The organism is Fibrobacter sp. HC4, assembly GCF_023373925.1.
Lineage (GTDB): Bacteria > Fibrobacterota > Fibrobacteria > Fibrobacterales > Fibrobacteraceae > Fibrobacter.
The window spans coordinates 56,313-70,629 of the sequence record NZ_JALCZV010000008.1; the positions used below are offsets into that span (position 1 = coordinate 56,313).

The following is a 14,317-nucleotide window of genomic DNA, read 5'->3' on the forward strand; positions in this document are numbered from 1 at the left end:
CCGAGATGTTCATCTCGGCTTTTTCGTTGCATAACTAAATAAAATCGCAAAAATCAGAAAAGTATCCTTACGGCTTAAACATTTATGCCAAGAATCGTGCCGTTTCGGACCAGTATGTCTATGATCGTCTGGGAAGAATTTCATCTATTTTCGTCAAGAATGGTGCATCACTGTCTACGGAACTTGTGTCCTATGCATATTACCCTACAGGAAATGTTAAGACCGTAAGGCTTGGCAACAATGTTACAATTGATTATACCTACCATATCTCGGGTGCTGTAAAAACAGCCACTGCAAAAAATGCTGACGGGAAGAAGCTATTTGAAGAAGAACTCTACTATGAAGACTGTGGCAACCACAATTGTGTTCCTCAGTACAACGGTAACATCAGCTACATGGTTCATGAACTTGCTGCTAATGGGGAACAAAAACGTAGTAGCAAGTACGTGTACGACTTCATGAACCGTCTCACGTCTGTGGAGGATTCTGAACAGGATATGTTCAATGAATACTTTAAGTATGATGAACAGGGCCGAATTGTAAGCCAGCGCCGCGGCCAGGGTCGCGGGGGTGATGGCGCTACCGGCGGTGAGTACGGCTACTATGCAAATACGAACCGTCTCGAGAAGGTCTCCGGTGGCATGGGCGGAATGTCTGCTGCAAACCGCGATATGAGTGCTGCCGGTAACTTTGTCTACGATTCCGAGGGCAATCTCATCGAGGACCGTTCCAAGAACCTGAAAATTTCCTATGATTGGAGAGGAATGCCGGTGGAATTTAGGATGGAAAGCAAATCAGGAAACGTGCTTGAGAATACACGTAGTTGCAGCAGGGACAGTGTCAGGGTGCTGATGGCATACGACGGTTCCGGCAGGCGCGTGTCCAAGACCCGTGAGCGCAAGGCGTGCATTTCCGAGACATCCTCTGGCGCGACATCCGAGCGAACATACGCCGCCGACTGGGAACGTGAACTCGTGACCCACTACACAGGCATCGGCACCGAGGTCCGCGAAAGTTTCCACAACGGCACTCCCAGCGAAACAAAGGTTGTTGTTAATATGCCGCAGGGTCTTGGCCGCTACGGCGTGGAAGATGCCACGGATCCCTTCTATGGTGTCGACAAGATGCAACTCGCGGGATACATCCCCAGCACAAAATTCGAATGGTTTCTCAAGAATCATCTCGGAAGCACTATGCTCGTATACGGAACCTCCGCCTACAACGACACCTATTTTTCTGGCTACAAGGGTGGTGTGCAGGCCGCCTACGATTACCGTGCATTCGGCGAGCAGGTCTCCCTCATGGAACCCGCCGATAAGGTGACGGAAACGTTTACAGGCAAGGAATTGGATGACGAAACCGAGCTGAACTACTTCGGCGCAAGATACCTGGATCCAATGCTGGGATTGTGGACAAGCGTGGATCCAATGAGAGAATACCATAGCCCGTATATTTATTTAAGAGGAAATCCTATCAATTTAGTCGATCCAACAGGAATGGCAGAGGCATCAGACGACATTCAATCAGTATCCCAAGATGCATACAATTATATTAACAATTTTAAACCAACTGAGAAAGAAATTTCAACTTTCATCGAAACATACGACAAATTTGAAGGTTTGACACCCAAACTGCTAAAGGGTATTCTTGAAAATATGTATGTTCAATACGAGGATAATCCTAGAAGTGAAACTGCAAATGGGTACTACTATCCTGGTGATGATAGAGAAATCTACTTAACTGACCGTGCGTTAAACACAAAAGATTCTGATTGGCAGATGCGTATTCGTAGCACCATATTCCATGAAACCGCACACTATTTGAATGGTTTGTATGGATCAATAAATGATGGACAAAAACCTTATCCTGATGAAAAATATCAGAAAAAAGGTTTTAATGGCGGTTCAGTAGAACTTGGTAAAGAATTTGAGTATAGAGCTTATGGGAAAGATTATTAGTATTCTGTTTGTTTTAATAATCGTTGTAGGATGCGAAAATTCAGAACAAAAAAGTTTCGTCAAATATGTTGATTATTCAGGAATGATGCTGAAAAATTTAAATACCGTGAGTATTCCCGATTCTCAGATTGTTTTGGATTTGGGTCAGTTATGTGTCGCAGAAAATAAATTAAGGTATTCGCATCATGGCAAACATCGCAAAAATTCGCTGCAATACTTTAAAAACTCCTGTTTTGAAGTTTCACATGGATGCGAAACTCTTAGAAACTATCTGGATTCAGTTCCTGAAAAAATAAAGAACGTCTGGGTGGACTCATTGCTGCTCAATTCAAATGAAATAAAAAATGTTCCGCAATGGCTCTTTCAGAAAAAAATAAAGCATATTGATTTGTCCAATAATAAATTGCAAGATTTTTCAATTCCGCAAGATTGTTATATTGAATCAATAGATTTGCGTCAAAACCGTTTTTCAGAGATTCCGAAGGGTATTTTTGGATGTAAAACACTAAAACGTTTATATTTGGATAAGACCTTAAAGAAATATAAAGTAAAAAGCGACACGATTATTGTACACGGGAAAACGTTAGTTTTTGGTGACGGCATGGGTGATTTAACTCTTGAAGAGTTAGTGAACAGCCCTCGTGGAAGTCAATATCCCAACGCCATCCAACTTGAAGAATGGTGAGTTTCTGTGGTTAATTTGATAATTGCACGATACAAAACTATAACGTGATTTAATAAGAACTCAAAAAACCTCTATTAAAAAATCAACAAGTCCATAAATCTTTACAGAGAAGATCGTAATATTTTTATTCCAATAGATTCTATCCCTTCATTAAAGAAAAATCTAATGGGTGTAGAAGCTTATAAAAAAAAATTACGACATCCGTGTAAAAAAAATAAGACCGGAATTGACCAAGTAAAATTGTATTTCTCTAAAATAAATAAAACAGTGATGCCAAACCGTAACTTGAAAAAAGCAAAGCTAATAAGTGGTAACCGATAACTTCGTCTACGATTCCGAGGGTAATCTCATCGAGGACAAATCCAAGAACCTCAAAATTTCCTATGATTGGAGAGGTATGCCTGTGGAATTTAGGATGGAAACAATGGCTGACGAAGTGCATCAACCTACGCGTGGTTGTAGCAGGGACAGCGTAAGGCTGCTGATGGCATACGACGGTTCCGGCAGGCGCGTTTCAAAGACGCGGGAACACAAGGCGTGCATTTCCGACAAGTCCGCTGACGCAAACTCCTCCGACGGCGTGTATGCTGCCGACTGGGAACGCGAACTTGTAACCCACTACACCGGCATCGGCACCGAGGTCCGCGAAAGTTTCCACAACGGCACTCCCAGCGAAACAAAGGTCGTGGTGAACATGCCCCAGGGCCTGGGCCGCTACGGCGTGGAAGATGCTGCAAATTCGGACATTGGGTTTGGCGCGGGGTATATCCCCAGCACAAAGTTCGAATGGTACCTCAAAAATCATCTGGGCTCCACCATGCTGGTGTACGGCACCCAGGGTTCCTCAAACACAGACATTGCAGACCTCGGTGAAGTGAAGGCAGCCTACGACTATCGCGCATTCGGTGAACAAGTAGATTTGGCAGTCCCTGCCGAAAAAGTCACAGAGAATTTCACCGGCAAGGAACGTGATGACGAAACCCAGCTGAACTACTTCGGCGCAAGATATCTTGACCCGATGATTGGAATGTGGACAAGCGTGGATCCTGCCCGTCAGTTTAGCAGTCCGTATCTGTATGTGGGGAATGGGATGAATCCGATTGGGGCTGTTGATCCGGATGGGAATGCTGCTATAATTGAAAAGAATGGAAATAATGTTCATGCCATTGTTCCTGTTACTTACGAAGGTAAGCTTAACGACAATAGATTGCATGAAGCGATTCAACAAGTTGTTGCTGACGCATTCAACCATAAAATTGGGAAATATAATTTAACAGTAGATGTCGTTAAATACAATCCTAATATTCACAAGAATGTAAATAACAATATTACGCTTACTGTTGGACGAGGCGAAATGTGCAGTTCCTATGGTGGAGGGTCTTGTGCTCATCTTGGAGCTTTGCCAGGGGAAGCCAGTATCAATATTAAGGATAGGCATGGTATAGCCCATGAATTCGGACATTTACTTGGCTTGGATGAAAAATATCGTGCAAAATATATGGAAGACGGTTTACCTTATAAAGGGTATGAAGGAAATTTAATGGGTGATGGTGGATTTTCGTTGACAGAAAGTCAAGTTGAAGAAATGTGGAAAGCAGGAACTATCCGTCCTGAAAATGGTTACAAAGCCAATACAATTAAGGAGAATTAGCCTATGAGAAAACATTTGATTTTTTTACTTTTTATTTTTCTTTTAATGTCTTGTGAACGAAACGAAGAGTGTGTAGTGTTTAAAACTTCATATATGAGCATTAGCATTCCTGCTTCATATAAAGTTGATTCCGTAGAGCACTGGGACATGGGGAAAATCTACCATATTAAAAATTCGAACAATGAAAAAATGATGTTTTTCTATTCTGGTTGGCGAACAATGAATAGTCTTAAGTATGAAATGTCTGCATTGACGGACAACCTAAAGACAAATAATCGGATTGATACTGTCGAAAGTTATAATGAAAGACAGTTGAAAAATTCCATTTTTGTTTTACAAGCAAAGCGAAAATTTGATGGAAAAGATTATCCGTATATTGTTGAATTTTCATGTTATCCTGATTTTTCAGACTTAGCTACATGTGAAAAAATTGTATCGTCAGCAAAAATGAATCATTAGTTCTGGACTATGGCGAGATTTAATAAGAGGGTAAGTCAATAGCCGCTCCAATCCCCATAAAATTTTCCACGAAGGGCAATTTTTCTCGGTGAAGTTTTCAATTTAACCATAACGCCATACGGTTTATTCCGTATGGCGTTTTCCGTTTGTAGAATTTTTAAGGTATGAAGAATCCTGCGCCTTTTGCCTTGCGTATGAATTCAAGCTTCTCGTCTGAGGAAAAAACGGTCTCAAAGACGAAGTTTTTCTTTTCTTCAAGGCATTTGTAGCGAAGTTCGGTAGAATGCTGAGCTGCTTTTAGCACTGCTTCGGGGGAATTCCAGTTTCCGAATATTTCTTGGGCGATGTTGTCCGGGTTGATATAGACGCTATCGGCTGCCCATTCATTTTCCAGCAACTGAATGGTCGTAGTAGTCTTTCCGGAACCGTTTGGACCGGCAACAATGCATAGTGTCGGTTTCTTTTCGCTCATAGCAAACCAAGACGTAATTTTTTCCGGGCGATATTTGAAGCGACTTCTGCACGCATACGATCCATAGCCTCTTCTGCCTTGCGGGAGGATTCACGTGCTGCTGCACCGACCTTTTCCATAAGGGCTTCCAGCATTTCGTCGGAAGGCTCCTCCATGGATGATAGCCTGTATTTTTTCAGTTCTTCATCTGCCATGTCTGTAAATATATGAAAAAAATGTGATGAGTTAATACGTCGTTTTGTCCAAACCCCTGAAAATTTCCTATGATTGGAGAGGAATGCCGGTGGAGTTCAGGATGGAAAGTAAGTCGCGTACGACGGTTCCGGCAGGTGATTATGCAGCCAAAATTTCTCCGTTCTTGTAGCACGCGTCGATATATTCTCGAGATTGGTAAAACAAGTCGGAATTGTAGTTTGAAATCTTTGCCGCAAGCCAGGACCTGAAAATTTCTTTGATTCCAGAAATGGAGTCTTTTTGAGCAAAGTTGTCTTCTACAAGACGTGCGAAGACATCCCCGATGTCCCAATAGTCGGGCACAGTGTATTTGCAGCTGGCTATATTGTCAAATGATCCCAATGGTATGTTGTTCCTGACAATAAAGTCGTCGGCCACTTTTTCGATGGGTTCGCAGTGAAATACATCTTGATAATTGTAAATTCGGTCGACATCTTTTCCGAGTAGTTCAACAACACGAGATCGCTCGTTCTTCGTTATTCGTCCAATGTACTCAATGAGGCTGCATGTATAGAATAAAGCTGTATTCTTAATCATGAACTTCCCTCGCTGTTACAAAGGTCAATGAACTAATTGCGTTCTGGGTGCTAAAGCAAATCTGGTGTGTTGTAACGTCGTAATCGTGTTTGACGCCTTGTCTGCAGGCGACGATAAAGTCCAACCATTCGTCGGTCATCTTTTCAAATCTTAGAATATTTAGAGAAGGGTCTTCTTTATAATCATAGACGTTCACAAAGCCTTCACCAAATCGAGTCGCCCATCGGATCGCCTGTTGTTCGATGGAAGTGCAGTAAAAACCGAAATAAAAGTCTTTGTTGTACTTTGAGACTCTTACTTCTGGATGCTCAACAATTTGTGTACTTCCATGGAAAATCTGCATAACCCCAATATAGATAAAATTTTTTGTAAAAATTCGTCAGTCAGATCTTATTTCATGACATAAAATCGTTCAAAAGATAGGTGTTTAGTGAATTTTTGAACGCACTATTCACAAACGCATGAAAATTTCCTATGATTGGAGAGGAATGCCGGTGGAGTTCAGGATGGAAAGCACACGAGTTTGCAGTATAGGCGATATGGACGCTGGAGGCGTCAACATGCCGCAGGGCCTGGGCCGCTACATGCCCGAGGACGCCTCGGCACCAGTAGTGCCATCGACGACTCTCGACGAAAATGGAAAGCCGACCGACTGGAGCATATTCAATCCTAAATTCGAATGGTATCTCAAGAACCACCGTGGTGGCCATGCGCAGTTGTCTATAAACTTATATGCAGAATGCAATCTGTTTATCCATCATAAAGTTTAGGGCTCGTTTGGACGAGCTTGCTTTGAACCGCCATTAAGTTATGCTGATTCTATTATTCGTGGTGAAAATCGTGTCCCACGGCACAGTTTGTGAAAAAAAGGCACTCGGTGGAACCGAGCGCCTTTTTGAGAGCGAGAGCTACCGGAGGTTTTATAAACCCGCGGATTTGCTCGAGCGGTCTCTTTGTGAAAAAAGGCCACTTGGTTAGAAACCAAGTGACCTTTTCAACTTTTTAGCTAAGCGAGCGGTGCTCGCTAACTATTAAAGCTTGTCGTTAGAACCAAGAACGTCAACGATCTTGTGTTCGTACATCTTCTGCATGTTTTCGCGAGCCGGCTTCAGGTACTGACGCGGGTCGAAGTGATCCGGGTGTTCGTTGAAGTACTTGCGAACTGCAGCAGTCATAGCGAGACGGCTGTCGGAGTCGATGTTGATCTTGCAAACTGCAGACTTGGAAGCCTTGCGGAGCTGTTCTTCCGGAATACCAACTGCATCGGGGAGCTTACCGCCGTTTTCGTTGATGGTCTTAACTTCGTCCTGAGGAACGGAAGAAGAACCGTGGAGAACGATGGGGAAGCCCGGGAGCTTCTTTTCGATGGCTTCGAGAACGTCGAATGCCAGGGGAGGCGGAACCAGGATGCCATCAGCGTTGCGAGTGCACTGTTCCGGCTTGAACTTGTAAGCACCGTGAGAAGTACCGATGGAGATAGCGAGGGAGTCGCAACCAGTACGGGTTGCGAAGTCGATCACTTCTTCCGGCTTGGTGTAGGTGGAGTGTTCAGCAGAAACTTCGTCTTCAACACCGGCGAGAACACCGAGTTCAGCTTCGACGGTAACGTCGTGAGCGTGAGCGTATTCAACAACCTGCTTGGTGAGGGCGATGTTTTCTTCGTACGGGAGGTGAGAACCGTCGATCATAACGGAAGAGAAACCGTTGTCGATGCAGTCCTTGCACAGTTCGAAGGAGTCACCGTGGTCGAGGTGGAGAACGATCTGCGGATTTGCGCAGCCGAGTTCCTTGGCGTATTCAACAGCACCCTGAGCCATGTAGCGGAGGATGGTGCCGTTTGCATAGTTACGAGCACCCTTAGAAACCTGCATGATGACCGGAGACTTCTGCTTGACGGAAGCCTGAACGATAGCCTGCATCTGTTCCATGGTGTTGAAGTTGAAAGCCGGGATAGCATAGCCACCAGCAACAGCCTTAGCAAACATTTCCTTGGTGTTAACCAAGCCGAGTTCCTTATAAGAAACTGCCATTTTTTACCTCTTGTTTTTGTAATGGCGACTTGCGCCGCCGGTTTAAGATTACAGGCGAGAATTTAGAAAATTTGAGCCATTTTGGAAACGTTTCCCGCCAAAATATGTGATTTATTGAGCCTGCAGGGCCTTGTCCTGGATAACCAGGTCAACGCGGCGATTCTTCTGGCGGCCTTCCTTGGTGGAATTGTCGGCGATAGGCATGCTCATGCCCAGGCCCTTGGCGGTCAGACGGCCGGCTTCGATACCCTGTTCGACCAGGAAGTTCATCACGTTGTCGGCACGCTGCTGAGAGAGCTTCATGTTATGCTCTTCGGAACCGGTATTGTCGGTGTTACCTTCGATAGACACGTTAAACTGCTGGTATACGGAGAGAATACCGGCGACCTTGGCCAGGCTGGTCTTCAAATCGGACTTGAGGGTGGCCTTGTTCACGTCAAACAGGATGTCGGACATAGAAAGGATAATGCCGCGGGCGTCCTTGGATACCTGGATCAGCTTGGACTGGAGTTCGTTCAGCTTGTTCATGGCATCCTGCTGGCGGGCTTCAGCCTTGGCACGTTCTTCGGCAAGAGCCTTCTTTTCGGCTTCCAGGGCGGCCTGTTCTTCGGCCAGCTTCTTCTGGAGTTCGGCCTGCTGCTTCTGCAGTTCCGCTTCACGTTCGCTGGCGGCCTTCAGGGCGGCTTCCTGGGCTGCAGCTTCTGCCTGGAACTTTTCCTGGTTCTGCTGCATTTCTGCCTGGAGACGTTCCTGCTGACGCTTGGCATCTTCGTTAGACTGGGCTAGGCGGGCCTTTTCCGCTTCGAGGTCGGCGGCCAGGCTAGACATCTTGCCGCTGCGGGCGTTGGCGATCTGTTCCTGGATGGCTTCGATGGAGCGGTTTGTGGCGGCGCGTTTCTGCCAGTTTTCTGCGATATGGTTGCGCAAGGTCTGGGTTTCGGCCTGCATCTTGGCGATTTCGGCGTACTTTTGGCACTTAGCGGCCAATGGGGGAATCTGTTCGGAATTCAGGTCGTCAATTTCTACAGCCTTCAATTCGTTGAGGGTGCCGTAGGCGTGGGCGAGGGTAAGCTTTGCAGAAATAGCGTTTGCCGGTGCAGAAGCCTTGGTGTCCTGGAGGGCGGCTTCACAAACTTCGGAAGCGGTGGGGGAGGGCTGACTTGCGACATCAGCTTCGGCGGCAAAACCCATGGATGCAGCCAGAATACCCAGTGCTAAAATTTTCTTGTTCATTACTTGGCTGCTCCTTCCTTATTGGTTTCCTTGTCGAGAATGCTCTGGTAGAGGAGCTTACGTTCTACGTCGGCTCGCAAATCGGCTTCAACCTTCTGGTCTTCGGCCTTGGCGGCATCGCGTTCGCTAGTAGCAATTGCCAACAGCAATTCAAGTTCACTCTGTTCAAGAAGAACCTGAGCCTGCTCATCTTCGCCGGCTTCTTTTAGAACCCTGGCGGAATCAATCTTGGCGGTGGCGCTTGCAGTGGCGGTGGGGTTGACGCTGTTTTCGCGGGCCACAGCCATCGTGGCCTCGGTCTTACCTATGGAATTGTTCAGTGGACCATGGTTTCCTGCACATCCTGTGAGTGCGGCGAAAGCAGCCAGGCTTAGGCTGCATACTATAACTTTAGCCTTCATTAGGCTCACTCCTATATTTGAAATTTTGTCTTTAAATTATAAAATATGCGGTTTATGTGCGCAGTATATCACAAAAAAAAGTTTTTTACTTGCGATAATATATGCATGAAAGTAGATTTTGGGGTGGTGTATGGTGGCGGAGTTGTTATGAATCGAATTTTTGTTTCGGCCTTTGTTTCGGGCCTTTTTTTCTTGTCGTCCGGGGCTTTCGCCAAGGTGGATTATCACCTGAACAAGGTGGCGAATCCGTCTGACGATGAATTGGATGCCTACGAGCATATTGCTGCCGCCATGGATTCCGCGGTGTACATGTACAACAAGTACACCCATATGACCAAGCACATCGAGGTCTATTATAACACGGGTGTGCAAACCGCCGACGCCAGCTATAACGGCACCATGCGCTTCGGATCGAACCGTTCCTACATGAAGGTGCGCACGGCCATGCACGAAATGGGTCACACCATGGGTATGGGCACCACCAGCGAGTACACCGCCATGCTTAAGGACGGCGTCTTTCAGGGCGAAACCGCACAGGCCAAGCTGAAGGAACTGACGGGGGATCCCACCGCCGTTCTCAAGGGCGATTCCCAGCATTTCTGGCCATACGGTCTGAATTACGATTCAGAACTTCACTCCGAAGAGGATTTGATTATCCATTGCCAGATTGTAGAAGCCATGTACCAGGACATCTTTAAGGAGAAGTTCTTCATGGAGGCCCGCGTAAGGTATATGTCCGACGATAAGTGCATGGGCATTACGGCAAGCAATGGCCTTGAGATGATGGACTGCTCCGCCGCTGGAACGGTGGCGAAAATCTGGAGCATCGGGGACAGCCCCGTTACCTACCGTTTTGAATTTGGCGACCGCGTCATTGACGTGCCTAATGAATCCACCGCGGCAGGCGTCGTTCTGAGTACCTATTCCTGGAATGCCGGTGCCCATCAGCGTTATGTGCTGGAGTCTGCGCCGGTAGGCAATTCTAACGCCTATTACCTGCAAAATTACAAGAGCAAGCTTTACCTGTTGCCGTCCGAAAAGAACGTTGTCCAGGACGAACGTAGCCGCAGTATTGAATCTGGCGTCTGGGTGCTTGACCAGGTGGAAGAAGGTTCTACAGGCGGTGACACCCTGGTTGCGGATACTTCGACGACAGATACTACGGTTGTGGATCCGTCTGAAAAGGATTCGTCTAACGTGGAGTCTATCGGACAGTCCGCAGGACGGGTGGTTGCCAAACCGCTGAACGTAATGCTACCTTCAAGATCTTTTGATGTGATGGGTAGGTCTGTAAAGAAGAACCGCAAACAGGAAAAGTTCCGTATAGTATTCTGATAGTAAAATCTTTGGACGCTGAAGATCAAGTGCGATGATGACGCAAATGATCAAGCGAAGGGCCTCCTGCGGGAGGCTTTTTTCGTGAGGCGGGACTGAGGGGGATACAGGTGGGGTGTTGAGATGCTGAGATGTTGAGATGCTGAAACAAGTTCAGCATGACATGGTTCAGCATGACGTTGAGCGGGGAGGCTTGGTTTGTTTCACTACGTTCAACAAACGAAAAGACCTTCTCGAAAGAGAAGGTCTTTTTCGCGGGATAGACGAGGCTTGAACTCGCAACCTCCGGCGTGACAGGCCGGTGCTCTAACCAAAATTGAGCTACCACCCCAAAAACGTTTCCGTTTTATTGGTAGTGGGCGATAACGGATTCGAACCGCTGACATTCTGCTTGTAAGGCAGACGCTCTGAACCAGCTGAGCTAATCGCCCGAATGGGTGTGTTCAGAATTACTGAACGTCGTTCTTATCTTCTTTCTTGCCTTTCAAGAGAATTCCCAGAGGGATAATCACCAAGTAGGCGAGACAGAGAATAAGAGGTGCAACCGTAAGGGAAATCGGGTTTTCTGCAGGGCCAGTAGCGAGGCAGATGAAACCGACTGCCAGCAAGATAACTCCAAGAGCAATAAGAACAAGATTCTTTTTTGTCATTGTGTTTCCTACCGTTTCACGATTACGAAGCCAAATATACAAAAGCAAAAATATTTGTCAAGGGAGAAAGAGAAAAAAAGTGAAATTTTTTAGGAGTGAGGTACGAGGTATGAGGACGGAGCTTCGACTCCTTTGAGCTAGATAATCGCACCGAAGGCGCCTTACTTTAGCTCACAGCTCATTACTCACAGCTCGTATCTCATAAATCAAATCTACATCACAAGATCCCTCGACTCCACTTCGTTTCGCTCGGGATGACACCCGCTCTTCACTATCCACTGTTCACTATCCACTGTTCACTAAAAAAGAGCCGTCAGCTAATCGCCCACGACTCCCTTATCCTTTAACCTTTAAACTATACGCTTTAACCTATCCGCTACTTCTGTCCCGGATACTTGACTCGGGTGTGGTATGTTCCGTCGAGGCTGGTGAGGAAAGCCTGTTCCAGCTTGAACAGTTCCTTCACAGACAAGTTACATTCGTTGAACTGACCTTCCATGAATCGACCTTCGATGGTGTTATGAATCATGGCGGTCAGAGCTTCGGGGGAGGTATCAGTCATAGATCGGCTGGTTGCTTCGATGATGTCTGCCAGCATAAGGATTGCGGTTTCCTTGCTCTGGGGCTTGGGACCCTTGTAGCTGTAATCCTTGATGTCGACCTGCGCTCCACTTTCTGCAGCCAGTTCCTTCGCCTTGTGGTAGAAGAACTTGATTTCAGAGGATCCGTGGTGTTCGCGAATACCGGCAGCCACCAAGTCAGGAATATTGTATTCCTTGGCAAGGCTAGCACCCTGTTCCACATGCTCCACGATAATCTTAACAGATTGAGCCGGGTCAATGTTGTTATGGGGATTCACACCTTGCTTCTGATTTTCGGTAAAGTATTCAGGGCGCATGGTTTTTCCGATATCGTGGTAAAGAGCCATGACGCGGACCAACAGAGAATTTGCGCCGATACTATCGGCAACCTTTTCGGCCAGGTTAGAAACCTGAATGCTGTGGTGGAACGTACCCGGTGCGATTTCAGAGATGCGCTTTAATGCGGGACGATTAAAGTCAGACATTTCCATAAGCGTCAAAACCGTCGTAATACCAAAGACTCGTTCAATCAAATGGATCAAAAGCACCGAGGCCAAGGAAGAACAGATGATCACGTTCATGCCGCCGACAATCATGTTCTGGTAGAAGGCTTCAAAGGAAAGACGGTTACGCAGGAGGAAGATGACGCAGATTGCTGCAGCCATGGCAATAACGCCAGAAAGGATACCCCACACAAACTGAACGCGATAGCGCATTCTAGCAAGAGGGTAGGTAGCGCCAAAGGTCACGCTGAAGGCGCAAATGGCAGCAGCAAGGTCATAACCGTTCAGCACACCAAAAATAAGAGCCGAGAATGCGCTGAAGGCAAATCCCAGACGGCGGTCAAAAAGCACGGTCGCCATAACAGGAGACAATGCAAACGGGTACAACCACATGAAGTCAAAATTTTCGGGCAAGATAGTCAATTCAGACCGGTTCAACGTTCCAGAAAGATTGTGGACAATCCAGAAAGCGACCAGCTGCAGAAGGACCAGCGAGGTGAAACTCCAAAGCTGGCGGGCGTCCTTGAACATGGTGCGGGAGGGAATATTCAGGAAGAACAGGAAGAACATGGTGATGATGATGACAAACACCAAGGCGTTACCGTAAATAGCGGTAAAGGTCTTGGAATTTTCTTCCTTCTGTTGAGCCAGCTGAAGTGCGTCAATCTTTTCAAGAATTTCCTTGGTAATGGGAGCGCCCTGAGTCACGATTTCCATGCCGCGGGGAACCATACCCTTAATGAGGGTCACCTTGTTGCGAGCTTCTTCGCGGCTGGCCATAGTTTCTTTTTCTAGATAGAAAACGTTGGGCATCATGAAAACAAACAACGTTTCATAGAAGGCGCTAAGGAGCCCCTGTTCATTGGGGAAACTCATTTGCAGCTGGGCGAACGCTTCGTCGATGCGGCGGCGGAGAGGCTGAATGTTCGCCACTTCTACGGTGGATGTTTCATTATTCTTGAGCAAGGTGATGTTGGGCTTGCTGTAGATAATGCTCTTGAGATCCTGCAGATTGTAATTGTCCTTATAGAGCTGGGCTGCTGTTTCGGAGCTTGCCAACAAAGTGTTGGAAATACCCTTCTGCAGAATCTGATTGAACACAGAAAGCAAGGAATCGCGGGCCTTGGCGTTCTGGCTCAAGGGCTTGATGGCAGAAGTGGAAATTCTCTGCTTTACGATTTCATAGACACGGGATGCCTGAACCACCTTGACCTGCACGGTGGAATCGCCACCCTCGGAAGAACTGGCCTGGGAAATCTGGGCCTGGAGGGAACCGTACTGAGCCAACTTGTGCAGGAACACCTTCAGGTCTTCGTACACGCGGTTGGTTTCGTCGTTGTTGAACTCGAAAATGGCGTTTACTTTGTCTGCTGCACGAGCCTTTTCGGATTCAATTTCCTGCTGGGACTTAGGCACTTCGAAATTGATAGGTGCCACAATGGTGCGGGGGCTAACCTGACCCAGACGGGGACGTTCTGCCTGGAGGGCGATGTTCTTGTCGGGGAAGAGGAAAATTGCGGCGGCTACAACGAGAACCCAACCGATAATAAGGTGAATTTTCAGCTGCTTTTTCGTCATGTTCTATAAA

General features: G+C 46.7%; 15 protein-coding genes and 2 tRNA genes. 6 read left to right on the forward strand and 11 right to left on the reverse strand.

Annotated features, from left to right (window positions below; all coding sequences use genetic code 11):
- Positions 1 to 185: 185 nt before the first annotated feature.
- The 4 genes from MMG03_RS16070 to MMG03_RS06895 all read left to right on the forward strand — a co-directional run bounded on the left by MMG03_RS16070 (position 186) and on the right by MMG03_RS06895 (position 4,753).
- On the forward strand, positions 186 to 1,958 hold the full coding sequence (locus MMG03_RS16070; RefSeq protein ID WP_249505951.1) for an RHS repeat-associated core domain-containing protein: 1,773 nt from the start codon (positions 186 to 188) through the stop codon (positions 1,956 to 1,958).
- The gene (locus MMG03_RS06885; RefSeq protein ID WP_112132238.1) at positions 1,942 to 2,643 is read left to right on the forward strand and encodes a hypothetical protein; all 702 of its coding nucleotides are present in this window, start codon (positions 1,942 to 1,944) and stop codon (positions 2,641 to 2,643) included. The genes MMG03_RS16070 and MMG03_RS06885 overlap by 17 nt, the downstream gene beginning before the upstream one ends.
- A 307-nt stretch (positions 2,644 to 2,950) precedes the next feature.
- A complete protein-coding gene (locus MMG03_RS16075) occupies positions 2,951 to 4,294 on the forward strand; it encodes an RHS repeat-associated core domain-containing protein (protein ID WP_112132237.1) in 1,344 nt (447 codons plus the stop codon).
- Positions 4,295 to 4,387: 93 nt separating this feature from the next.
- Entirely contained in the window at positions 4,388 to 4,753 is a 366-nt protein-coding gene (locus MMG03_RS06895) for a hypothetical protein (protein ID WP_139260292.1), read from the forward strand.
- Between the two features lie 157 nt (positions 4,754 to 4,910).
- On the opposite strand, the gene MMG03_RS06900 is transcribed toward MMG03_RS06895, so the two are convergent.
- From MMG03_RS06900 to MMG03_RS06915, 4 genes are all read right to left on the reverse strand, one after another.
- Entirely contained in the window at positions 4,911 to 5,225 is a 315-nt protein-coding gene (locus tag MMG03_RS06900; RefSeq protein ID WP_112132236.1) for a zeta toxin family protein, read from the reverse strand.
- Positions 5,222 to 5,419, reverse strand: a complete 198-nt coding sequence (locus MMG03_RS06905; RefSeq protein WP_101479202.1) for a hypothetical protein — start codon at positions 5,417 to 5,419, stop codon at positions 5,222 to 5,224. Before MMG03_RS06905 ends, MMG03_RS06900 begins: the two co-directional genes overlap by 4 nt.
- Before the next feature lie 139 nt (positions 5,420 to 5,558).
- Positions 5,559 to 5,996 carry a hypothetical protein gene (locus tag MMG03_RS06910; protein ID WP_073160983.1) on the reverse strand — a complete coding sequence of 146 codons (438 nt, stop codon included), beginning with the start codon at positions 5,994 to 5,996 and terminating at the stop codon, positions 5,559 to 5,561.
- On the reverse strand, positions 5,989 to 6,339 hold the full coding sequence (locus MMG03_RS06915; RefSeq protein ID WP_088658767.1) for a DUF3990 domain-containing protein: 351 nt from the start codon (positions 6,337 to 6,339) through the stop codon (positions 5,989 to 5,991). The genes MMG03_RS06910 and MMG03_RS06915 overlap by 8 nt, the downstream gene beginning before the upstream one ends.
- Before the next feature lie 163 nt (positions 6,340 to 6,502).
- Between MMG03_RS06915 and MMG03_RS06920 the strand changes: the two genes are divergently transcribed.
- Positions 6,503 to 6,766, forward strand: a complete 264-nt coding sequence (locus MMG03_RS06920; RefSeq protein WP_176421852.1) for a hypothetical protein — start codon at positions 6,503 to 6,505, stop codon at positions 6,764 to 6,766.
- Positions 6,767 to 7,027: 261 nt separating this feature from the next.
- Here MMG03_RS06920 and MMG03_RS06925 read toward each other — a convergent pair whose 3' ends face one another.
- The 3 genes from MMG03_RS06925 to MMG03_RS06935 all read right to left on the reverse strand — a co-directional run bounded on the left by MMG03_RS06925 (position 7,028) and on the right by MMG03_RS06935 (position 9,660).
- Entirely contained in the window at positions 7,028 to 8,026 is a 999-nt protein-coding gene (locus MMG03_RS06925; protein ID WP_088658766.1) for a class II fructose-bisphosphate aldolase, read from the reverse strand.
- A gap of 111 nt (positions 8,027 to 8,137) precedes the next feature.
- Positions 8,138 to 9,259, reverse strand: coding sequence for an OmpA family protein (locus MMG03_RS06930; protein ID WP_249269345.1), 1,122 nt, complete (start codon positions 9,257 to 9,259; stop codon positions 8,138 to 8,140).
- Positions 9,259 to 9,660 carry a DUF4398 domain-containing protein gene (locus MMG03_RS06935; RefSeq protein ID WP_073160991.1) on the reverse strand — a complete coding sequence of 134 codons (402 nt, stop codon included), beginning with the start codon at positions 9,658 to 9,660 and terminating at the stop codon, positions 9,259 to 9,261. Before MMG03_RS06935 ends, MMG03_RS06930 begins: the two co-directional genes overlap by 1 nt.
- A gap of 147 nt (positions 9,661 to 9,807) precedes the next feature.
- On the opposite strand from MMG03_RS06935, the gene MMG03_RS06940 reads away from it, so the two are divergent.
- Complete coding sequence (locus MMG03_RS06940) at positions 9,808 to 10,995, forward strand: RICIN domain-containing protein (protein WP_249269344.1); 1,188 nt, start codon at positions 9,808 to 9,810, stop codon at positions 10,993 to 10,995.
- Positions 10,996 to 11,250: 255 nt separating this feature from the next.
- On the opposite strand, the gene MMG03_RS06945 is transcribed toward MMG03_RS06940, so the two are convergent.
- The 4 genes from MMG03_RS06945 to MMG03_RS06960 all read right to left on the reverse strand — a co-directional run bounded on the left by MMG03_RS06945 (position 11,251) and on the right by MMG03_RS06960 (position 14,307).
- A tRNA-Asp gene (locus tag MMG03_RS06945) sits at positions 11,251 to 11,326 on the reverse strand.
- A 25-nt stretch (positions 11,327 to 11,351) separates the two neighbouring features.
- Positions 11,352 to 11,426 (reverse strand) — tRNA-Val (locus MMG03_RS06950).
- Between the two features lie 18 nt (positions 11,427 to 11,444).
- Positions 11,445 to 11,645 carry a hypothetical protein gene (locus tag MMG03_RS06955; protein ID WP_073237252.1) on the reverse strand — a complete coding sequence of 67 codons (201 nt, stop codon included), beginning with the start codon at positions 11,643 to 11,645 and terminating at the stop codon, positions 11,445 to 11,447.
- A gap of 376 nt (positions 11,646 to 12,021) precedes the next feature.
- Positions 12,022 to 14,307, reverse strand: a complete 2,286-nt coding sequence (locus tag MMG03_RS06960) for an HD family phosphohydrolase (protein WP_249505952.1) — start codon at positions 14,305 to 14,307, stop codon at positions 12,022 to 12,024.
- Positions 14,308 to 14,317: the final 10 nt, after the last annotated feature.